At 71.7% G+C, this 21,272-nt stretch carries 14 protein-coding genes; 8 read left to right on the forward strand and 6 right to left on the reverse strand.

The window, feature by feature from the left end; all coding sequences use genetic code 11:
- Positions 1-229 precede the first annotated feature (229 nt).
- Positions 230-1,183 (forward strand): pirin family protein, encoded by a 954-nt coding sequence (locus CPH93_RS17420; protein WP_096213386.1) that lies wholly within the window; start codon positions 230-232, stop codon positions 1,181-1,183.
- 102 nt (positions 1,184-1,285) lie between these two features.
- Complete coding sequence (locus CPH93_RS17425) at positions 1,286-2,422, forward strand: AI-2E family transporter (RefSeq protein ID WP_096213387.1); 1,137 nt, start codon at positions 1,286-1,288, stop codon at positions 2,420-2,422.
- Here CPH93_RS17425 and CPH93_RS17430 read toward each other — a convergent pair.
- Complete coding sequence (locus CPH93_RS17430; protein WP_096213388.1) at positions 2,362-4,512, reverse strand: ATP-binding SpoIIE family protein phosphatase; 2,151 nt, start codon at positions 4,510-4,512, stop codon at positions 2,362-2,364. The genes CPH93_RS17425 and CPH93_RS17430 overlap by 61 nt on opposite strands.
- A 274-nt stretch (positions 4,513-4,786) precedes the next feature.
- On the opposite strand from CPH93_RS17430, the gene aspS reads away from it, so the two are divergent.
- A complete protein-coding gene (gene aspS, locus CPH93_RS17435; RefSeq protein ID WP_096213389.1) occupies positions 4,787-6,550 on the forward strand; it encodes an aspartate--tRNA ligase in 1,764 nt (587 codons plus the stop codon).
- Positions 6,551-6,809: 259 nt separating this feature from the next.
- Positions 6,810-8,549, forward strand: coding sequence for a hypothetical protein (locus CPH93_RS17440; RefSeq protein WP_159395016.1), 1,740 nt, complete (start codon positions 6,810-6,812; stop codon positions 8,547-8,549).
- 96 nt (positions 8,550-8,645) lie between these two features.
- Here CPH93_RS17440 and metG read toward each other — a convergent pair whose 3' ends face one another.
- The 3 genes from metG to CPH93_RS17455 all read right to left on the reverse strand — a co-directional run bounded on the left by metG (position 8,646) and on the right by CPH93_RS17455 (position 13,938).
- Positions 8,646-10,364, reverse strand: a complete 1,719-nt coding sequence (gene metG, locus CPH93_RS17445; RefSeq protein ID WP_093484089.1) for a methionine--tRNA ligase — start codon at positions 10,362-10,364, stop codon at positions 8,646-8,648.
- Between the two features lie 195 nt (positions 10,365-10,559).
- Positions 10,560-12,140 carry an MFS transporter gene (locus CPH93_RS17450; RefSeq protein ID WP_231977395.1) on the reverse strand — a complete coding sequence of 527 codons (1,581 nt, stop codon included), beginning with the start codon at positions 12,138-12,140 and terminating at the stop codon, positions 10,560-10,562.
- Between the two features lie 235 nt (positions 12,141-12,375).
- Positions 12,376-13,938, reverse strand: coding sequence for a vWA domain-containing protein (locus CPH93_RS17455; protein WP_096213392.1), 1,563 nt, complete (start codon positions 13,936-13,938; stop codon positions 12,376-12,378).
- A 783-nt stretch (positions 13,939-14,721) separates the two neighbouring features.
- Between CPH93_RS17455 and CPH93_RS17460 the strand changes: the two genes are divergently transcribed.
- Positions 14,722-16,023, forward strand: a complete 1,302-nt coding sequence (locus CPH93_RS17460) for an alpha/beta hydrolase (protein ID WP_096213393.1) — start codon at positions 14,722-14,724, stop codon at positions 16,021-16,023.
- Positions 16,024-16,399: 376 nt separating this feature from the next.
- On the opposite strand, the gene CPH93_RS17465 is transcribed toward CPH93_RS17460, so the two are convergent.
- Entirely contained in the window at positions 16,400-17,257 is an 858-nt protein-coding gene (locus tag CPH93_RS17465) for a polysaccharide deacetylase family protein (RefSeq protein ID WP_096213394.1), read from the reverse strand.
- A gap of 298 nt (positions 17,258-17,555) precedes the next feature.
- Here CPH93_RS17465 and CPH93_RS17470 point away from each other — a divergent pair, with 298 nt between their 5' ends.
- The 3 genes from CPH93_RS17470 to CPH93_RS17480 are packed head-to-tail and all read left to right on the forward strand — an operon-like array spanning position 17,556 to position 19,923.
- Positions 17,556-18,305: an ABC transporter permease gene (locus tag CPH93_RS17470; protein ID WP_096213395.1), complete on the forward strand. Its 750-nt coding sequence runs from the start codon at positions 17,556-17,558 to the stop codon at positions 18,303-18,305.
- A complete protein-coding gene (locus CPH93_RS17475; RefSeq protein ID WP_093488883.1) occupies positions 18,302-18,976 on the forward strand; it encodes an ABC transporter permease in 675 nt (224 codons plus the stop codon). The genes CPH93_RS17470 and CPH93_RS17475 overlap by 4 nt, the downstream gene beginning before the upstream one ends.
- A complete protein-coding gene (locus tag CPH93_RS17480) occupies positions 18,973-19,923 on the forward strand; it encodes an ABC transporter substrate-binding protein (RefSeq protein WP_231976871.1) in 951 nt (316 codons plus the stop codon). The genes CPH93_RS17475 and CPH93_RS17480 overlap by 4 nt, the downstream gene beginning before the upstream one ends.
- 123 nt (positions 19,924-20,046) lie before the next feature.
- Here the strand turns inward: CPH93_RS17480 and CPH93_RS17485 are convergent, their stop codons facing one another.
- Positions 20,047-21,204 (reverse strand): betaine/proline/choline family ABC transporter ATP-binding protein, encoded by a 1,158-nt coding sequence (locus CPH93_RS17485; RefSeq protein ID WP_093484082.1) that lies wholly within the window; start codon positions 21,202-21,204, stop codon positions 20,047-20,049.
- Positions 21,205-21,272 lie beyond the last annotated feature (68 nt).

Genomic DNA, 21,272 nt, shown 5'->3' on the forward strand with positions numbered 1-21,272 from the left:
CCCGGCCGTCTTTGGTGGGTGAGGGGTCGGTCCCGAGAGGGGGCCGGCCCCTCGGTCGTGTGCCGGGTCGTGTGCCGGGTCGTGTGCCGGTCCGTCTCGGCCCGTCCCCGGCCCGCGCGCCGGGACCTTCTCGTACCCCCTTTGACCTGCACATATGCAGGCGGGAATACCGCGCCCCTTGCCAGTTGTTCACTATTCAACTAAGTTGGGCGTGACCGAGGAGGCACTGATGCCCGCAGTGACCGTAGAGAACCCGCTGACCCTGCCGCGTGTGGCGGCGCCCGTTGCGGCGCACGCCCGTCCCGCGCTGGCCGTTGCCACCGCTCCGAGTGGATTCGAGGGCGAGGGCTTTCCGGTGCGCCGGGCGTTCGCCGGCATCGACTACAAGCACCTCGACCCGTTCATCATGATGGATCAGATGGGCGAGGTGGAGTACGCGCCCGGGGAGCCCAAGGGCACGCCCTGGCACCCGCACCGCGGCTTCGAGACCGTGACGTATCTGATCGACGGCACCTTCGTGCACCGTGACTCGCACGGGGGCGGCGGCGTCATCAATGACGGCGACACCCAGTGGATGACGGCCGGTTCGGGGCTGCTGCACATCGAGGCGCCGCCGGAGTCGCTCGTCCTGTCCGGCGGTCTCTTCCACGGCCTCCAGCTGTGGGTGAACCTGCCGAAGAGCGACAAGATGATGGCCCCTCGCTACCAGGACATCGGTGGCGGCAACGTCAAGCTGCTGACCTCGGCCGACGGCGGCGCGCTGCTGCGGCTGATCGCCGGTGATCTCGATGGTCACCAGGGCCCGGGCATCACGCACACGCCGATCACGATGATGCATGTGACGGTGAACCCGGGGGCCGAGCTGACCCTGCCCTGGCGCAAGGACTTCAACGCCCTTGCTTATGCCCTGGCCGGGCGCGGCTCGGCCGGTGCGGAGGGGCGCCCGTTCCGTATGGGGCAGGCGGTCGTGTTCGGTGCCGGAGACTCGATCACGATCCGGGCGGACGAGTCCCAGGAGTCGCGCAGCCCGAACTTCGAGGTGGTGCTGCTGGGCGGGCTGCCGATCCGCGAGCCGATGATGCATTACGGCCCGTTCGTGATGAACACCCACGCCGAACTTGCCCAGGCCTTCGAGGACTTCCAGGCCGGCCGGCTCGGCACCATCCCCGCCGGCGAGCACTGACGGCGCGCCGGCCGCACGGCGTGACGGGGCGGCGTTTCACGTGAAACGCCGCCCCGGCCCGTTTCGGGGCCCGTACCTGGGCCTTCGTGGTGGACTGTCCGGGTGCGAAACGACTCGGACGAAAACCGGCCCGGCGCCGAGCGTGAACGGCCGTGCCCCTCGGAGCCGTTGCTTCCTGTCGAGGCGCGCCGCGCCGCGGCCTGGTGCGTGGTGACGCTGCTGATCGCGACCGTGGTGGCCCTGGGAGTGTGGCTGTGCGTCGAACTGAGCACGGCGGTCACCCCCCTCCTGCTGGCGCTGCTGGGCAGTGGGCTGCTCGGGCCGCTCTACCGGCGGCTGGTGGCGATGCGGCTCAACCGTTCCCTGGCGGCCGGGCTGACCTGTGCCGTGCTCGTCGTGGTGGTCGGCGGCGCCGGATACATCGTGGTCAGCGCGCTGGTCGACACCGGGGACCAGATCATCGCCTCGCTCAGGAGCGCGGCGAAGAGCCTCTCGGAGCACTTCGGCGCGGCAGGTACGTCGCTCGACGACCTCGCCTCCCGGTCCAAGCAGCTGATCACCAAGTTCGGCGGCAGTGCGGCCTCCGGGCTGCTGGCGGGCGTCAGCGTCGTCGGCCAGTTCCTCGCCGCGTCGGTCCTGGCCCTGCTGCTGACCTTCTTCTTCCTGCGCGACTCCGACAAGGCCGTACGCGCGCTGAACGACTGGGCGCCGGGCAGCTCCGGGCCGCAGCTGGAGCGGATGGCCCGCCGGGGCTTCCAGGGCATCGAGGGCTTCATGCGCGGCACCACCTTCATCGCGCTGATCGATGCCCTCTGCATCACCGTCGGACTGCTGATCCTCAGGGTGCCGGGCGCCGTCGGCCTGGGCGCACTGGTCTTCGTCGGCGCCTATATCCCCTACCTCGGTGCCTTCATCTCGGGCGCCGTGGCGGTCCTGGTGGCGCTGGCCGACCGCGGCTTCGTGATCGCGCTGTGGGCGCTGGGCGTCGTGCTGGCCGTACAGATCCTGGAGGGGCATGTGCTGCAGCCGATGATCCAGAGCCGTACCGTCCAGATGCACCCGGCGACCGTGCTGCTGGCGATCACCGCGGGCGCCGGCGTCGCCGGGATCCTCGGCATGCTGCTGTCCGTACCCCTGGTCGCCGCCGTCTCCGGCGTGCTCCACGAGCTACGGGTGCACTACGCCGCGGGCTCGGACTCCGGCGACAGCGGTCCGGCCGCCTCGCCGGCGTCCTCGTAGAGCTCGAACCACGTCGACTTGCCGTCCCCACGCGGATCCACGCCCCAGGCCCCGGCGAGCAGTTCCAGCAGCACCAGACCGCGGCCCGACGACGCCAGCTCGCCGGGGCTACGGCGGTGCGGCAATTCGTCGCTGCTGTCGGCGACATCGACGCGGACGCGCCGGGCACCGCGCTCACCGCTGATCTCGGCGACCAGCAGGGCGTCCCCGTCGGTGTGCAGCAGCACATTGGTGACCACCTCGGAGACCATCAGCACCGCCGAGTCCACCTGGTCCGGATCGGCCCAGTCGTGCAGCACCGCACGGACCTGGCGGCGTGCCTCGGCTATGCGCTCCGGCTCGGCCTGCGCGACGGTGAGCACGGTGCGTCGGACGGGCCGGGCCGGCAGTGCGCCGGTGCCGATCCCGCAGCCGGCGCCGTCGCGGCGCAGCAGGAGGACGGCGATGTCGTCCTCCCGGCGGTCCACCAGCGGTCCGGTGGTGTGGTGGGAGGGCGGTCCGTGCACGGCCTGGACCAGGGCGTCGGCGAGCCGCTCCAGGCTCTCGTCGATCTCACCGGGCTCATGCGCCTCTATGGTGTCGCGCAGCCGCGCCCAGCCGGTGTCCAGATCATGGCCGCCGGTCTCGATCAGCCCGTCGGTGCACACCATCATCGTCTCGCCGGGCTCCAGGACGAGCCGGGTGGTGGGGTAGTCGGCGTCCGGGACGATGCCCAGCGGCAGCCCGCCCGCGGTGGGCCGGACCAGCACCGTGCCGTCATCCAGCAGGATCGCCGGGTCGGGGTGCCCGGCCCGGGCGATGTCCAGCAGCCCCGTCGCCGGATCCACCTCGATGTAGAGGCAGGTCGCAAAGCGCTGGTCCTCGCCGTGGCCACCGAGCTCGGTCGTGTTGATCCCGGCCAGGAACCGGGAGGCACGGGAGAGCACCGCATCGGGGTGGTGCCCCTCGGAGGCGTAGGCCCGCAGCGCGATCCGCAGCTGTCCCATCAGGCCCGCGGCCCGTACGTCATGCCCCTGGACGTCCCCGATGACCAGCGCGAGACGGCCGGATGGCAGCGGGATCATGTCGTACCAGTCGCCGCCGACCTCCAGCCCGCCGCCGGTGGGGACATAGCGCGCCGCGACCGTCATCCCGGGGATGTCCGGCTGCACCGTCGGCATCATGCTGCGCTGCAGTCCCAGCGCCAGCTCCTGCTGCTCCTCCTGCATCCCGGCCCGGGCCAGCGCCTGGGCCAGCATCCGGGCGACGGTGGTCAGCACCGAGCGCTCATCGGGCGTGAAGGCCACCGGCTGGGTGAACGCCGCCATCCAGGCGCCGATCGTCCGGCCCGCGTTCACCAGGGGCACGAACGCCCAGGACGTACGCCGGAAGGGCGCGGCCACCGGCCAGGCGGTGGGGTAACGGCGGCTGTACTCCTCGGGGGTGGGCAGATAGAGGGCCCGGCCGGTGCGGACGACCTCGGCGGCCGGATGGTCGTCGGCCAGCGCCGTGCCGGCGGACGGCCGTTCCTCGTCGCCGTGGGGGCCGTGGTGGCCGATGACCGACAGCCGGTCGCCCTCGATGCCGAAGACCGCCAGCCCGTCCGGCATGAACCCGGGCATGGACAGCCCCGCCGCGACCCGCAGCACCTCGGCGGTGGACCGGGCCTCGGCCAGCGCCCGGCCCGCGTCCAGCAGGAACGCCTCGCGGGAACGCCGCCAGTCGCCGGTGATCGGCGTGTGCGCGGCCGAGGTCCCGGGCTGCGGCTCCGGCACCTCCTGGAGGGTGCCGACCAGCTCGAAGCCGCCGTCGACGACCCGGGGACGGGAGCGGGAGCGGACGATGCGCTGCACCCGCCCGCGCTCGTCGACGATGCGCAGCCGGGCCTCGGCCAGCGTCTCCTCGGCGACCGCGAGCTGCACGACCCCGTTGATCTCGGCGAAGTCGACGGGATGGAAACGCGAACGTGCCGCGGCCTCGGACAACTCCACAGGGGCGGGGGGCAGCCCCAGCAGCCGGGCAGCTTCGGCGTCGAGGGTCACCCGTCCCGATGCGTTGTCCCAGCGCCACAGGCCGGTCGCGATGGCGGCCAGGAGATCCTCGGTGCGCATTGCCTCACTTTATGGGCGTTTGGCGCGGCCCGACCAGTGAGCTGGACGTGACCATCGTCCCAGTCGGGGCGCCCGCTCCCGGGCCGCGTGGCGCTGATGCGTATATGTCAACCAAGCCGCGCGGACCGGGACGGTAACCTGGAGCGGTTATGTCAATCCTGGGGTGGCCTTTCGGGTGATCCACGGGGAGAGCGACCGGGCATCCGCGCCCGTACTCCTTTTCCTCTCCCTCTCCCAACTCCTCACCTCGACCTCGCGACGACTTGGATGAGCGATGCATCGGTACCGGTCCCACAACTGCGGCGAGCTCCGAGCCGCGGACGTCGACACCGACGTCCGCCTCAGCGGCTGGCTGCACAATCGACGTGACCTGGGCGGCATCCTCTTCATCGATCTGCGCGACCACTACGGTCTGGTCCAGCTCGTCGCCCGCCCCGGCACCCCGGCCAACGAGGCCCTCGGCTCCCTGACCAAGGAGACCGTCGTCCGGATCGACGGCAAGGTCAGCGCGCGCGGCGCCGACAACATCAACCCCGAGCTGCCGACGGGCGAGATCGAGATCGAGGTCTCCGAGGTCGAGGTCCTCGGGGCCGCCGAGCAGATCCCCTTCACGATCAACGCGGACGACGGCGTCAACGAAGAGCGCCGCCTGGAGTACCGCTTCCTCGACCTGCGCCGCGAGCGGATGCACCGCAACATCATGCTGCGCACCGCCGTCATCTCCGCCATCCGTCACAAGATGGTGGCCCTCGGCTTCAACGAGATGGCGACCCCGATCCTGTCCGCGACGTCCCCCGAGGGCGCCCGCGACTTCCTGGTCCCCTCCCGCCTGCACGCCGGCAAGTTCTATGCGCTGCCGCAGGCCCCCCAGCAGTTCAAGCAGCTGCTGATGATCGCCGGCTTCGACCGCTACTTCCAGATCGCGCCCTGCTTCCGCGACGAGGACGCCCGTGCGGACCGCTCGCCGGGCGAGTTCTACCAGCTCGATGTCGAGATGAGCTTCGTCGAGCAGGAAGACGTCTTCCAGCCCGTCGAGCAGCTGATGACCGAGCTGTTCACCGAGTTCGGCAACGGCCGCACGGTCACCTCGCCCTTCCCGCGCATCCCGTTCCGCGAGGCGATGCTCAAGTACGGCTCCGACAAGCCGGACCTGCGCGCCGAGCTGGAGCTGGTGGATGTCTCCGACGTCTTCGAGGGCTCCGGCTTCAAGGCCTTCGCCGGCAAGCACGTCCGCGCCCTGGCCGTGCCGGACACCGGCGACCAGCCGCGCAAGTTCTTCGACCAGCTGGGCGACTTCGCCGTCCAGCAGGGCGCCAAGGGCCTGGCCTGGGTCCGGGTCGGCGACGAAAACGCGCTGACCGGTCCGATCGCCAAGTTCCTCACCGAGGACGACATCAAGGCGCTGGTCTCCGCCCTGGATCTGCGGCCCGGCCACGCCGTCTTCTTCGGCGCCGGTGAGTTCGACGAGGTCTCCAAGATCATGGGCGCGGTCCGGGTCGAGGCCGCCAAGCGCGCCGGCCACTTCGTCGAGGGCGAGTTCCGCTTCTGCTGGATCGTCGACTTCCCGATGTTCGAGAAGGACGAGGACACCGGCAAGATCGAGTTCTCGCACAACCCCTTCTCCATGCCGCAGGGCGGCCTGGAGGCGCTGGAGACCAAGGACCCGCTGGACATCCTGGCCTGGCAGTACGACATCGTCTGCAACGGCACCGAGCTGTCCTCCGGCGCGATCCGTAACCACGAGCCCGAGGTCATGTACAAGGCCTTCTCGATCGCCGGTTACGACAAGGAGACCGTCGAGGCCGAGTTCGGCGGCATGCTCCGCGCCTTCAAGTTCGGCGCCCCGCCGCACGGTGGCATCGCCCCCGGCGTCGACCGCATCGTGATGCTGCTGGCCGACGAGCCCAACATCCGCGAGACCATCGCCTTCCCGCTCAACGGCAACGCCCAGGACCTGCTCATGGGCGCTCCGAGCGAGGTCGAGGAGGCGCGCCTCAAGGAGCTGCACCTCTCGATCCGCAAGCCGCAGGTGAAGTAGGCACGACCCGGGGCAGAGACCCCGGCAGGCTCAGGGGCGGCGTTTCACGTGAAACGCCGCCCCTCGCCCGTTCCAGGCCCCGTTGTGCGTCCGGGCGGGCGGCAACGGACGGTGCGACAACGGACGGTACGGGCGTTCCTGCGGGTCGGGCCAGGTGCCCCGACCCGGCGCCGTCCGGGTGCCCCGACCGCTCCCCCCAGGTGCCCCGACCGCTCCACCCGTGTGGCCGGGCCCCGGCGCCGCCCGCAGTCTGGTGCCCATGCAGCAAGCCAGCCTCCTCTCCGCGATGTCCGGCCTGGAGCCGAGGGCCCGTGCGGTGCGCTCCGGCCCGGCCCGTGACCTGTGGTGGCTCGCCGCCGTCGCCGTCGTCTTCACCGCCTGCCTGCTCTACTCGGCCCTCGCCACCCCCGGCCTGGGATGGGACGAGGCGGTCTACGTCAGCCAGGTCGACCCCCACCGGCCGGCCGCGTTCTTCAGCGCCCCGCGGGCCCGGGGGGTCTCCTTCCTGCTCGCCCCGGCCGCCGCCCTGACGACCTCGGCGCCCGTGCTGCACTGCTATCTGGCGGTGCTCTCCGGCGCCGGGCTGCTGCTCAGCCTGTGTGTCTGGCGGCGCCTGCTGCCCGCCCCCGTACCGGCCCTGGGCGGTGCGCTCTTCGCCGGTCTGTGGGTCACGCTCTTCTACGGGCCGCAGGCGATGCCCAACCTGTGGGTCGCCTATGCTGCGCTCGCCGCCACCGGCTGCTTCCTGCGGGCCGTACGGAAGCCGTCCCGTCAACTGGCGCCCCGTGCCGGGCGGGGCGCGGCGGTGGGGATGGCCGCCGCGGTGGCGCTGGCCGCGCTGATGCGCCCCACCGACGCCGTGTGGCTGGTCGTGCCGCTGTTCGCCGCGGCGCTGTGCGTACCGACATGGCGGCGCCCCGCCGTGCTGCTGGGGCTGGTGGGCGGTCTGGCCCTGGGGTGCGCCGAGTGGGTCGCGGAGGCATATCTGACCTACGGCGGGCTGCTCGCCCGGCTGCGGCAGGCCGCGCGGATCCAGGGCGGCCTCGGCTGGCATCTGTCCTTCGACGACCATGCCCGGGCGCTCCAGGGCAAGACGCTCTGCCGCCCCTGCCATCTGGCGTGGGACCACCCGGTGGCGGCGGTGTGGTGGTTCGTGCTGCCGCTGGCGGTCATCGGAGCCGTCTGGGTGGCGCTGCGCGCCCGCGATTCCGGCGGCGCGCTGCTCGGATACGGGCCGGTGTGGCCGCCCGCCCGCCGCGACGACCGGCACCCGCTCGGGCTGGCCCCCGTCCCGCCGGCCGGACTCCGGGGACCCACCGTTCCGGCCGACGGCTCCGGTTCGGCCGAGGCGCTCTACCGCTGCCGTCCGGCGTGGGCCGGGGTGCGGCTGCGCGACTCCGCCGGCCCCGTGCACCGGTACGGACCGGCCCCGCTCGTCATGGCGGCGCTGGCCGGCCTCTGCCTCGCCGCCCCCTACCTCCTGACGGTGGACTACGCCGCGCCCCGCTTTCTGCTGCCTTCCTACGCCCTGCTGCTGATGCCGGCCGCCTGGTTCCTGTACTGGCTGACCCGGTTGCCGCGCCGCGGCCACGCCTGGGCGGTGGCCGCCCTCGTCCTCGTGCTGCTCGGCCATGAGGCGGTACAGCTGGTGATCGTGCACAAGATGGTGCAGAGCACCGCGCGGGCGCAGACCGGTATCGGCCGGATCGCCGGGATGCTGCGCGCGTCCGGGGTCCGGCCGCCGTGTGTGGTCAGCGGCGAGGAGGCGGTACGGGTGGCGTATCAGGTGGGCTGCGCGTCCCGTCAGCCGTACGGCCATGACGCCGGCATCACCCCCGGCGCACTGGCCCGGCTGGGGGCGCACCGCCCGGCCGCCGTCCTGGTGCGCACCGGTGACAAGCCGCCCGCCTACGCCCGTGGCTGGCGGCCGGTGCCGCTGCGGCGGGTGCCGGGCCTGGAGCCGCTGAGCGCGTATGTGTCCCCGCCGACCCGGCCGTGAGCCGGGGCGGGCCCGCGGGCCGTCCGGGGCCGTACATGCAGGCGCCCGCCCGGCCACAGGGGCCGGACGGGCGCAGGTGCTCGGGTGCGGGGAGGCTTACTGCTCCGCGCCGCCGAAGCGCGCGCGGTAGGACTCCAGGTCCTCCTCGGTGATCTTCGCGAAGAGCACCGGCGGAACGGTGAAGGGCGTCCCGGCCGGCACCGCGGCCAGTGCCTGGGCCTCCTGCGGGGAGACCCACACCGCGGTGTCGTTCTCCAGGGCGAACGCGCCCCGCATCGCCTTGGCCGAGGCCGGAATGAACGGCTCGGAGACCACCGCGTACAGATGGATCAGGTTCATCGCCGTCCGCAGCGTCAGCGCCGCCGCGTCCTTGTCCGTCTTGATCTCCAGCCACGGGGCCTTCTCCTCCAGGTAGGAGTTGCCCGCGCTCCACAGGGCGCGCAGCGAGGCCGAGGCCTTGCGGAACTGGAGGGCGTCCATGTGGCCCTCGTACTCCGCCAGCAGCCCGGCGATCTCCGCGCCCAGCTTCTGCTCGGCGGCCCCGGCCTCGGCGCCCGCGGGCACCTCGTCGCCGAACCGCTTCCGCGAGAACGACAGCACACGGTTGACGAAGTTGCCGAGGGTGTCCGCCAGGTCCTTGTTGACCGACGACGAGAACAGCTCCCAGGTGAAGGAGGTGTCGTCGGACTCCGGGGCGTTGGCGATCAGGAAGTAGCGCCAGTAGTCGGCCGGCAGCAGCTCCAGGGCCGCGTCGGTGAAGATGCCGCGCCGCTGGGAGGTGGAGAACTTCCCGCCGTAGTAGTTCAGCCAGTTGAAGGCCTTGAGGAAGTCGACCTTCTTCCACGGCTCGCGGGTGCCCAGCTGCGTCGCCGGGAACATCACGGAGTGGAACGGCACATTGTCCTTGGCCATGAACTCCGTGTACCGGACGTCGTCGGCCTCGTACCACCACGACTTCCAGTCGCGGCTGTCGTCGGAGACGGCGTCCGCCCACTCCTTCGTCGCCCCGATGTACTCGATCGGCGCGTCGAACCACACGTAGAAGACCTTGCCCTCGGCCGCCAGCTCCGGCCACACATCGGCCGGCACCGGAACGCCCCAGTCCAGGTCACGGGTGATCGCCCGGTCCTGAAGGCCCTCGGTCAGCCACTTGTGCGCGATGGACGAGGCCAGCGTCGGCCACTCCTTGCTGCCGTTGCCGTCCAGCCAGCCCTCGACCTCGTGCTGCAGCTTCGACTGGAGCAGGAAGAGGTGCTTGGTCTCCCGCACCTCCAGCTCGCCGCTGCCGCTGATCGCGGAGCGGGCGTCGATCAGATCGGTCGGGTCGAGTACCCGGGTGCAGTTCTCGCACTGGTCGCCGCGCGCCTTGTCGTAGCCGCAGTGCGGGCAGGTGCCGACGATGTAGCGGTCCGGCAGGAAGCGGTCGTCGGTGACCGAGAAGACCTGGCGGATCGCCCGCTCCTCGATGAAGCCGTTCTCGTGGAGCTTGCGCGCGAAGTGCTGCGTCAGCTCGACGTTCTCCCGGGAGGAGCTCCGGCCGAAGTAGTCGAAGTCGAGCCCGAAGCCCTCGTAGATCGCCTTCTGCTTGTCGTGCTGCTCGGCACAGAAGGCGTCGACCGACTGGCCCGCGTCCTTCGCCGCCAGCTCGGCGGGGGTGCCGTGCTCGTCCGTCGCGCAGATGTAGAGCACGTCGTGCCCGCGCTGCCGCATATAGCGGGAGTACACATCGGCCGGGAGCATGGACCCCACCATGTTGCCCAGGTGCTTGATCCCGTTGATATACGGAAGGGCGCTGGTGATGAGGTGTCGAGCCATTGCCGGCTGCTCCCAAGTCGCTACGGTGAGTGAGGATTTGCTTTACGGAACGTCAATATCGTACTGGACGGGGTGGGGGTGCCCGCGCGGGCTTTTGCGGGGCCGATGAGCCTTCGCCGGCGCCGCGCCGCGGCCGGCGCTCAGCGGGCAGTCACGCCGTCCGACGGGCTCCCGCCCTCCGCTGCCGCCCCGCCCTCACACCGCCGCGTCCGCCGACTCCGCGCTGTCCGCCGCCGGCATCGGGCCCTGCTTCGGGGCCCGGCCGTTGACCATCAGCCCGGCGACGAGGGCGGCCAGCAGCATGATGGCCGAACCCACTCCGATGGCCACGGTGAACCCGTGCACCACTCCGCTCTTCACGATCCCGTCGCGCACCGCCGGGGTGAGCCCCGGGCCGGTGGTCTGCCGGGCCGCGGCCGCCAGCCGGCTCGCGATGAAGGTCGCACTCGTCGAGGTCGCGATGGTGTTCAGCAGCGCCGTCCCGATCGAACCGCCCACCTGCTGCGCGGTGTTGACCGTCGCGGAGGTGACACCGGAGTCGTGCGGCGCCACCCCGGAGGTGGCCGTCGCCATCACCGGCATGAAGGTCAGGCCCATGCCGAGACCGACGAGAAGCATGGCCGGCAGCACATGCGAGACATAGGCGGGCGCGGCCGTCAGGAACCTCAGCGTGAAGAGCCCCACGGCGGCCAGCAGCGCGCCCGGGACCATCAGGAACCGCGGCGGGATGCGATGCAGCAGCCGCGCCGAGATCTGCGTCGAACCGACGACGATCGCCGCCACCATCGGCAGGAAGGCCAGCCCGGTCTTCACCGGGGAGTACCCGAGCACGGTCTGCAGGTAGTACGTCATGAACAGGAACATCCCGAACAGCGCGATGACCGCCAGCCCCATGGTCAGGAAGGCGCCCCCGCGATTCCGGTTTTGCACGATGTGCAAGGGCAACAGGGGATGGCGGGCCCGGGTCTGCCACCAGGCGAAGACGCTCAGCAGCAGCACGCCGCCGGCCAGCAGCCCGACGACCAGCCCGTCACCCCAGCCCCGCGGCTGCGCCTCGCTGCATGCGTAGACGATCGCGACCAGGCCGCCGCAGCCCAGCAGCACACCAGGAACGTCCAGGTGGACGCGGTCCCGCTCGGGCTTGTCGCGCAGGAACACGGCAGCGCCGGCAAAGGCGATCACCGCGACCGGCACGTTCACATACAGGCACCAGCGCCAGGTCAGGTACTCGGTCAGCAGCCCGCCGGCCATCAGCCCGATGGCCGCGCCGCCGCCCGCGATGGCCCCGTAGATACCGAAGGCCTTGCTGCGTTCCTTCCCGATGGTGAACGTCGTGGTCAGCAGCGACAGTGCGGACGGCGCCAGCAGCGCCGCGAAGGCGCCCTGCAGCGCCCGCGCCCCGAACAGCAGCCCGGCGCCGGTGGCCGCACCGCCCAGCCCGGACGCGACCGCGAACCCGACCAGGCCGATCATGAACGTCCGCTTCCGCCCCACCAGATCGGCGATCCGCCCGCCGAGCAGCAGCAGCCCGCCGAACGCGAGCGTGTACGCCGTGATCACCCACTGCCGGTTCGCGTCCGATATCCCCAGGTCCCGCTGGGCCGACGGCAGCGCGATGTTCACGATCGTCGCGTCCAGCACCACCATGAGCTGCGCAATCGCGATCACCACCAGCCCCCACCAGCGCCGCGGATCGGGCGATGTCGGCACCGCCCAGCTGGGAGTACTGGGCCCGGGAGCAGCGGCGGCGGCTCCCTCTTGGCTCGCGTCACTCATCACGACCGGCCTCGCTCGGCTGTAGGGCCACCCCGACCACCTCGCCGCCCACACCGGAGCAACCGGATCACCCGGGGCTTGTCACCCATTCAGCGTAGGTAGCGGGGCGGGGGCTCGCCTCTCGTGCGGCCGCGGAGCCGGGGAGGGCGAGGGCGGCGGGCTCATGACAGCGGCCGCGGCCGGGCCGATGGGGCCCGGCCGCGGCCGGTGAGGCGTCGTGAGCGGAGCGCGGAGGTCAGCTGTCCTTGAGGATGCCGGCGCTGCGGGCCTCGGCGAGCCACTCGGGGAACTCGACCATGAGCTGCTGGTAGAGCTCGTCGTGGGAGAGGCTGCGGGGGTCGCGGCCGGCGTGGAAGAAGCCGGCGTTGTCGACGGCCCGCCGCTCCGGGACGGTCAGGTCGTCGAGCTTGCGGAGGAAGTCGAAGCCCTTGGCGTCCGGGTCACCGAAGCCGAGGAACTGCCAGAAGATGGGGAGCCCGGCCGCCTCGCAGAGCGCCTTCTCGGCGGCCGGCTTGGAGGTCGGGGCGCCGTCCGTCTGGAAGATGACGAACGCCGGCGCGGTGGAACCGGACTTCTTGTAGTGCTCGACCACGGCGTTGATGGCCCAGTGGTAGTTCGTACGGCCCATGTGCCCGAGGCCGGCGTGCAGCTCCGCGATGCGCCCCTCGTAGTGCGTGAGGTCGAGGTCGGCGGTGCCGTCGATGTCGGTGGAGAAGAAGATGACGGGGACGGTGGCGGCGTCGTCGAGCCGGGCGGAGAGGCCGAGGGCCTGCTCGGCGAGGTTCTGGACGGTGCCGTCCTTGTAGTAGTTGCGCATCGAGCCGGAGCGGTCGAGGACCAGGTAGACGACGGCGCGCTGGGTGGCGAGGCCGTGCTTGTCCAGGACGGCGGCCGCGGACTTGACGAGGCTGTCGAGAGCGGGGGGTGTGGTGGGGGCCGTCGTGCCGGCGGCCTTCGGGTCGGTCGCCGTGGCGGCTACGGGGGTGGGCTTGGCCTCGGGGTCGGGCTTCGCCTCGGCCTCGGGGGCGGGGGCGGGGGCGGGGGCGGTTTCAGCCTTTGCCTCGGGCTCGGGCTCCGGCTCTGCGACGGCCGTTGCCGCGGGCTCGGGCTCAGTCTCGGTGACGCCCTTCGTCTCGGGCGCGGTCGTGGGCTCGGGCTCGGCGGCCGCTGCGACGGGCTCCGGCTCGGCAGCCGCTGCCACGGGCTCCGGCTCCGCCTCCGCCTCTTCTTCCTCCGCAGCCTCCGCCTCCGCCGTCGGTGCGGCGGTGTCGTCGGTGTCGGCGCTGTCGGCGGTCGGCTCGGCGGCCGCCGCCGGCGCCGGGTTGTCGAAGGCCTGGCTCACGAGATCGGCGACGGTGTCCGAGGAGGAGTCGGAGGAAGCGTCGGCGGCTTCGACCGGCTCTGCGGCAGCCGGCTCGGCCGTCGCGACGGGCTCCGCCGCAGGCTCGTCCCGCACCTCGGCCCGGTCCTGCGCCTCGGCCGCGTCCCGTACGGCGGACTCCTCCCGTGCCGCGGACGTCTCCGCCGCGCGCTCCGCCACATCGGGCCGGGTGCCCTGGGCCGGCAGCGTCGGTGTCGCCGGAGCCGGGTCGGTGGCCGGGGACTCCGTGGGGGCCGTCCGGGCGGCCGGGACCTCGGCCTCCGGGGCCGGGGTGGCAGGAGCCGGGGTGGACTCCTCGCGGGCCTCGGGGATGGTCGCGGACTCCGGTTTGGCGGCGCCGCTCGGGGCCGCGCCGGTTTCTTCGCGGGTCGCCTTGGAGCGACCGAAAGCGTTGCGCAGCAGACTCCGAATGCCCATCGGCGAACCTCTCTTGCGTGTGGTGGGTGCGGCGTTTGTCCGTGAAGCACGGACATGTCCCTGACCAGGACGGATACGTAAGGGTAGCGGCCGGGACCGGCCCCGTCGTGGGACCCCGCGCCTTGTGTGGTGGGCCATCCGGGGGTGTTGCGGGGGCGACTGGTTTCGGCCAGTGCGCCGTCGCCGCGTTCGCCCTGCGTACGAGGTTGCCCGGCCGGCCGGACGAGCCTTTCGGCGGTCCTGAGGGGCCGTCTTGGCCTGCCCCGAATTGTTCCTCCGCCGTTCATCACGGTGCACGGGCGTCGCTCGAAGTACCCCGGATCCTGAGGTGTTCGCATATGGGGTGTCATGCGGACCAACTGCGCCTTGGTGCCACGATGGACGGGCAGGTGTCGCCAAGGGCCGTAGGGGGAAGGGGAGTTGATTCGGCCAAGTGTGAAGTGGCGGGATTTGTGGGGGCGGGAACGGTCGCCCGGTCCGTGGGCGCCCGGGCCTCCGCGTCCGTGCCACGGCCCCGAACCACCCGCTGACCTGGGCTCTTCGTTGTCCTCGCACCCTGCGCGCGGCTCACCCGCTCCGCCGTCGCGGGCGCCGTCGTTCCTCGTCCCACATCACGCCGCGGAAACGATGTGGCAAGAGCGAGGTAAGAACTGGGTCGTTCAGGTATCCGATGCGCAGGTGTGCCCATCTTCTCCGGTGACCATTGTCCTGAGCCGCACGTTGTGCCTAAGGCGGCCGGAAGAAGGCAAGAACCCTTTCGCGGGTGACGGGAGATGTGGGCGCATGGGGCTGACCAGTCAGTCGCTCGAGTACACGGTGATCGTGCTGGCGGTGGCGAGTGTGGCCGCCACGGTGTGGCTCTGGCCCCGGTTGTCGCGGCGCGGGGTGGGCCCCGTCCTGGGCAGACTCGGAGCCATCGCGGTCACCCAGCTGTCGATCGTGTGCGCGCTCGCCCTCGCCGTGAACACGAACTTCGAGTTCTACGGCAACTGGGACGAGCTGCTGGGCAACAATGACAAGGCCCCGGTGTCCGTGAGCCAGGGCGGCGGTCAGTACGCCTCGGTCGGCAACATGAAGGGCGGGCTGATCCAGCCCGCAGGTCCGCAGGGCCTCGACCGCGTGTCCGGACTGCCCAAGGGCCCCGCGAACCAGGTGGGCAAGGTCGAGTCCGTACGGATCATCGGCCGCCGCACGCGGGCCATCAACCCCGGCTTCGTCTATCTGCCGCCGCAGTACTTCCAGCAGCAGTACCGCCGTCAGCGGTTCCCCGTCATGGTCGTCATCAGTGGCTACCCCGGCGGCATCATGAACCTCGCCCAGCACCTCCAGGTGCCGCAGAACGCGGGCAAGCTGATTTCGCAGGGCCGGATGCAGCCGACGGTGATCGTGATGGTCCGGCCGACCATCGCGCCGCCGCGGGACACCGAGTGTGTGGATGTGCCGGGCGGGCCGCAGGCCGAGACCTTCTTCACCAAGGACCTGCCGGACGCCATGAAGGCGACCTACCGGGTGGGCCACGACCCCAGCGCCTGGGGCGCGTTCGGGTACTCGTCCGGCGGTACCTGCTCGCTCCAGCTGGCGATGCGCAACCCGAAGGTCTACACCTCGGCGGTCTCGCTCTCGGGTGACTACGCGATCAAGGACGACCTGACCACCGGCAGCCTCTTCGGCCCGGGGCCGGAGGGTGCCAAGCGCGAGCGCGAGCACGATCTGCTGTGGCGGATGAAGCACCTGCCCGCCCCGCAGATCTCCGCGCTGGTGGCCAGCAGCCGCAAGGGCGAGGCGGATTACGGCGCCACGATGAACTTCCTCCGTGCGGCCAAGTCGCCGATGACGGTCGACTCGATCATCCTGCCGCAGGGCAGCCACCAGTTCACGACCTGGCGGCGCGAGGTCGTACCGGCCCTGGAGTGGCAGAGCCAGCAGCTGACGTTCCCGCAGGACACCCAGGCCGTCTCCCCGCCGCGCAAGCCGGCGGCGGGCAAGGGCGGTGCCGCGGGTCCGCAGACCGGGCCGTCCAAGTCACCGGCCCCGACCGACGACAAGGGACGCCGGCGGGTGGAGGCGGAGCGCCCGCGGGGGTGAGCCACAGGCCGCGGGTGTGCTGAGCACCTGCGCAGCGCAGGGACCTGAGCAGGGGCGCCGGAGTCATTCCGGCGCCCCTGCTGTGTGTGGTGGCCGCCGCATGACCGCCCCTGCCGCGGGTACCCGCGCTTCCCACCGGGGCGCACTGCCCGTGTCGCACACCAGGGAGCGACCTCATGGCGCGTGCGCAACAGGGTCACGGGGCGGGGTGGTCACCGGTGGCCGGGCGGGCTCCGGTGGCCCACCGGCTGCGCGACAGAAGGCCGGTGGGGCGGACCGGCGCGGCCGGGGCCGGGACGAAGTGACCGGCGAGGGCTTATCCGCGCCGGTCATACGCGGCGGGGCGGGCCTCGCGACGCCTGCCCCCTGCCGTGCACTACGGCCGGTAGACCATCCCCGGCTGCGGCTTCGCCGGGGAGAGCAGCTGGGAGACCGTGACCACCGTGTAGCCGCGCTTCTTCAGCTCCTTGAGGATGCCGGGGACAGCCGGCACGGTCCCGCGGTAGATGTCGTGCAGCAGGATGATGCCGTCGCGCTCGGTCTGTTCCAGCACCCGCTTGGTGATCAGGGCCGAGTCGTTGGTCTCGTAGTCCTTGGCGGTCACGCTCCACAGGACCTGGGCCACACCGAGTTCCTTGCTGATCTTGGAGACGTCCTCGTCGGTCCTGCCCTGCGGCGGGCGCATCAGCCGGGGCGACTTGCCGGTGAGCTTGCGGACCGCGTCCTGGACGCGGGAGATCTCGCGCCAGGCCGTTTCGGGCTTGATGTCGGTGAGGATCTGGTGCGACCAGGTGTGGTTGGCCAGCTCATGGCCCTCGGCGTCGATCCGCTTCACCTCGGCGGGGCGCTTTTCGATGTGGTTCTTGCCGAGCATGAAGAACGTGGCATGGACCTTCTCCCGCTTGAGGATGTCCAGCAGGTGGTTGGTGTTCTCGCTGGGGCCGGCGTCGAAGGTGAGGGCGACGCACTTGGCCTTGCGGCAGTCGACCTCGTCGCCGCGCGTGCTCGTGGTCTTCCGGCCGCTCTTCGCGCCGTTTTGGTGCTTCGCGTCGTCCCTGGCCGCGGCGAGCCGGGCGTCCTTCGCTTTCACATCGGCCGCCGGCGCCTCGGCGCGGGCGTCGGCCGGGGCGGTGACGTCGTAGGAGGCGCAGCTGCTGAGGGCCAGGACCAGGGACGTGGCCGTCAGCAGCCCGGCTATGGACGTGCGGCGGGCCGCGGAATTCTGCTTCGGCATGCGGGTCTCTCCTCGGGTGCGGACGGCGGCCGACGAGCCCGTGACCTGCGTTCCGGGCAGGGCGAAGCCGACGCGTACGGGCAGGGCCGCGCCGCGCCGACCCGCGCTCACGGCGGTCGAAGGGACTCGCAGGCGACTATACATAGGCAGTACACACTCGATGTATACGTGGGGTGTGTACGCGAGGTGAGGAGGCAAGGGGGACGGGCTGCGCGCCGGGCGGCGGCGGTCGTCCGCGGCCACCCCGATCGGACGCGTCCGCCGCGACACTCCGCGCCCGCCGGGGTGGACTCGTACCGTGACCGCACCGCCTCCGGACGACTGCCTGGCCCGAAACGACTGGATCTGCGGCGACTATCTGAGTACCCGTCGGCAGATCCTGCTCGACGCGGTCGCCCAGCATCTCCAGCTGACGGTGGTCTCGGTGGCGCTCGGGCTGGTGCTCGCGGTCCCGCTGGCGCTGCTGGCCCGGCGCCGGCGCTGGACGGCCGGGCCGGTGCTCGGCATCACCACGGTCCTCTACACGATCCCGTCGCTGGCGATGTTCTCGCTGCTGCTGCCGGTCTACGGGCTGTCCGCCACCCTCGTCGTGGTCGGACTCGCCCTGTACTCCCTGACGCTGCTGGTCCGGAACATCCTGGCGGGGCTGGACGGCGTCCCCGCCGAGGCCAGGGAAGCCGCCCGCGGGATGGGCTACGGGCCGATGCGCCAACTGCTGACCGTGGAGCTGCCGCTGGCCGTGCCGGCCGCGATGGCCGGGCTGCGGATCGCCACGGTCTCCGCGGTCGCGCTCACCACGGTCGGCGCGATCGTCGGGTACGGCGGGCTGGGCAACCTCATCTACGCCGGCATGAATTCCTTCTTCAAGGCGCAGGTGCTCACCGCGTCCGTGCTCTGTGTGCTCATCGCGGTCGTCCTGGATCTGCTGCTGCTCGGTGCGGAACGGCTGCTCACGCCGTGGCGCCGGGCGAGCCGGCGGGGGCGGGTGCGGACCCGGGCCACCGCGGGAGGCGCCCGGCCGGCCGCGGCCGTCGGGCGGCGGACATGAACACCCTCGCTGCGGTCTGGGCCTGGCTGACCACCGCCGCCCACTGGTCCGGCGAGAACGGCGTCTGGCACCGCCTCGAACAGCACCTGGTGCTCACCTTCGCCTGCCTGGTCATCAGCGCCCTGATCGCGCTGCCGGTGGCGCTGACCCTCGGTCACCTCGGGCGCGGCGGCGCGCTGGCCGTCAACCTGGCCAACGTCGGCCGAGCGGTGCCGACCTTCGCCGTCCTGGTCCTGCTGCTGCTCACCCCGCTCGGACGGTACGGTCAATGGCCGACGATCATCGCGCTGGTGCTGTTCGCCATTCCGCCGCTGCTCACCAATGCGTACGTCGGGATGCGAGAGGTGGACCAGAACGTGGTGCGGGCCGCGCGCGGCATGGGGATGACCGGCCTGCAGCTGGTCCGGCGGGTCGAGGTGCCGCTCGCCTTTCCCCTCGTCCTGACCGGCATCCGGATCGCCGCGGTCCAGCTGGTGGCCACGGCGACGCTCGCCGCGCTGGTCGGCGGCGGTGGGCTGGGCCGGATCATCACCGCGGGGTTCAACCTGGCCAGCACCCCGCAGGTGGTCGCCGGCGCGGTGCTGGTGGCGGTGTTCGCCCTGCTGATGGAGGCGGCCTTCGAGCTGGTGCAGCGGTGCGCGCCGGGGTGGGTGCGGGGGCGGGCCCGGTGAGGGCCGCCGCGACGGCCCTCGCGGTCCTCACCGCCTTCGGTCTCGCGGCCTGCACCAGCGGGCCCTCCCTGGAGACCCGGTCCGCGATCACCGCCTCCCCCGGCGACAGCCATGACCTGGCCATCGGCTCGGCCGGCTTCACCGAGAGCGAGCTGCTCGCGCAGATGTACGCGGCCCTGCTCAACCACGCCGGCTACCGCACCCATCTCGTGACCGTCGGCAACCGTGAGCTGTACGAACCCGCCCTGGAGGCCGGGCAGATCGATGTCGTCCCCGAGTACGCCGCGACCTTCGCGGACTGGCTCAACGCCAAGAACAAGGGCTCCAAGGCGGCCCCGGTCGCCTCGCCCGACCTCGGCGTCACCATGGCCGCGCTGCGCCGGCTCGCCGGCGCCCGTGGTCTGACGGCGCTCTCGCCCGGCCGGGCCGTCGACCAGAACGCCTTCGCGGTGAGCGCCGCCTACGCCCGCAAGCACCACCTCAAGACCCTGAGCGACCTGGGACGGTCCAAACTGCCGGTGCGTCTTGCGGCGGGCGACGAGTGCGTCCAGCGGCCGTTCTGTGCGCCGGGGCTGAAGAAGACGTACGGGATCAACATCGCCGCCATCGACCCGAAGGGCGTCGGCACCACGCCCGCCAAGCAGGCAGTCCAGAACGGGCAGGACCAGATGGTGCTGACCACCAGCACCGATGCCACCCTCGACCAGTTCGGTCTGGTGCTGCTCACCGACGACAAGAAGCTGCAGAACGCCGACTACGTTCTCCCGGTCGTCAACCGGTCCCGCGCGGGCAGCGCCCGTGCAGCCGCCGCGCTCAACCGCCTCAGCAAGGTCCTCACCACCGCCGATCTGGCGCACCTCAACGAGCAGGTGGACAGCTGGCGGCGGCTGCCGGCGGATGTGGCCCGCAACTACCTTGAGTCCAAGGGGTTGTTGCCGAAGGGCTGATGGGGGCGGTCGTCGGGGGCGGTGACACGGCACGGCACAGCACGGCAGGGCGGGTATGGCGCGGCACGTTTCACGTGAAACGCCCGGTCCTTCCCCAGCCCCTCCCCATGGCTCGCGCCGCGCTCATTGCGTAGGCACCGAATCCACCTCGTCCCGCTCCCGCGGGACCCCTCGCTCGCCCCTGCCGATGGTGCGGCGCAGCGCCTCATGGAGCGTGGTCGGGGTGAGGACGCCCAGGAAGCGGTGGCCGTCCAGGACCGCGATCCAGCCGGCGTCGTGCTGGAGCATCTCGCTGAACGCGTCCTTGAGGGTGCCGGTCACCGGCACCCAGGCCTCCATCCGGCGGGCGTGACCGGCGACCGTGCCGGCCGCGCCCACCAGCTCCTCCGTGCCCACCCAGCCGTGCAGTTCACCCTCCTCGTCGAGCACCACCGCCCAGCGGGCGCCCTCCGTCCGCAACCGGGTCATGGCCTCCGTGGCAGGTTCGCCGAGCCGGGCGAACGGCGGACGTTCGAGGTCGGCGCGGTCGATGGCGGTGACCGAGAGCTGCTTCAACGCACGGTCGGTGCCGACGAATTCGGCGACGTAGGGGGTGGCGGGGGCGCCGAGGACGCTGGCGGGGGTGTCGTACTGCTCGATCCGGCCCGCGCCGTAGACCGCGATCCGGTCGCCGAGCCGGATGGCCTCCTCGATGTCATGGGTGACCAGCAGCACGGTCTTGTGCATGGTCGCCTGGAGCCGCAGGAACTCCTTCTGCAGCCGGTCGCGGACGACCGGGTCGACCGCGCCGAACGGCTCGTCCATCAGCAGCACCGGCGGGTCGGCGGCGAGCGCACGGGCCACCCCGACCCGCTGGCGCTGGCCGCCGGAGAGCTGCTCGGGGTAGCGCGAGCCGTAGACGCCGGGGTCCAGGCCGACCAGCTCCAGGAGTTCGGCGGCCCGCTCGCGTGCCTTGGCCTTCTTCCAGCCGGTCAGAACGGGCACCGTGGCGGTGTTGTCGAGGACGGTGCGATGCGGGAAGAGACCGGTCTGCTGGATGACGTAGCCCATCCGGCGGCGCAGCTGGACCGGGTCGACGCCGGCGATGTCGGCACCGTCGACGCTGATCCGGCCGTGGGTGGGGTCGATCAGCCGGTTGACCATCATCATGGTCGTCGTCTTGCCGCAGCCGGACGGCCCGACCAGCGTCACCAGTTCACCCTCGGCGACCTCGAAGGAGAGGCCGTCAACGGCCGTGGTCCCGTCGGGGTAGCGCTTGGTGACGGAGTCGAACCGGATCATTGCGCCATTGAATCCCGGGGGCCGGGTCCCGACTCGTCATGCGCGCAATCGGGTGGGGAGGGCGCCGG

The sequence above is a fragment of the Streptomyces sp. 2323.1 genome, assembly GCF_900221035.1.
In the GTDB taxonomy this organism is placed as follows: Bacteria; Actinomycetota; Actinomycetes; order Streptomycetales; family Streptomycetaceae; genus Streptomyces; species Streptomyces sioyaensis.

What these genes read in the sequence shown, in the direction of transcription:
- CPH93_RS17450 (WP_231977395.1), bottom strand. Translation starts at nt 12,140, where the DNA reads ATGAGTGACGCGAGCCAAGAGGGAGCCGCCGCCGCTGCTCCCGGGCCC.
- CPH93_RS17460 (WP_096213393.1), top strand. Translation starts at nt 14,722, where the DNA reads ATGGGGCTGACCAGTCAGTCGCTCGAGTACACGGTGATCGTGCTGGCG.
- CPH93_RS17485 (WP_093484082.1), bottom strand. Translation starts at nt 21,204, where the DNA reads ATGATCCGGTTCGACTCCGTCACCAAGCGCTACCCCGACGGGACCACG.
- CPH93_RS17440 (WP_159395016.1), top strand. Translation starts at nt 6,810, where the DNA reads ATGCAGCAAGCCAGCCTCCTCTCCGCGATGTCCGGCCTGGAGCCGAGG.
- CPH93_RS17420 (WP_096213386.1), top strand. Translation starts at nt 230, where the DNA reads ATGCCCGCAGTGACCGTAGAGAACCCGCTGACCCTGCCGCGTGTGGCG.
- aspS (WP_096213389.1), top strand. Translation starts at nt 4,787, where the DNA reads ATGCATCGGTACCGGTCCCACAACTGCGGCGAGCTCCGAGCCGCGGAC.
- CPH93_RS17455 (WP_096213392.1), bottom strand. Translation starts at nt 13,938, where the DNA reads ATGGGCATTCGGAGTCTGCTGCGCAACGCTTTCGGTCGCTCCAAGGCG.
- metG (WP_093484089.1), bottom strand. Translation starts at nt 10,364, where the DNA reads ATGGCTCGACACCTCATCACCAGCGCCCTTCCGTATATCAACGGGATC.
- CPH93_RS17475 (WP_093488883.1), top strand. Translation starts at nt 18,302, where the DNA reads ATGAACACCCTCGCTGCGGTCTGGGCCTGGCTGACCACCGCCGCCCAC.
- CPH93_RS17430 (WP_096213388.1), bottom strand. Translation starts at nt 4,512, where the DNA reads ATGCGCACCGAGGATCTCCTGGCCGCCATCGCGACCGGCCTGTGGCGC.
- CPH93_RS17465 (WP_096213394.1), bottom strand. Translation starts at nt 17,257, where the DNA reads ATGCCGAAGCAGAATTCCGCGGCCCGCCGCACGTCCATAGCCGGGCTG.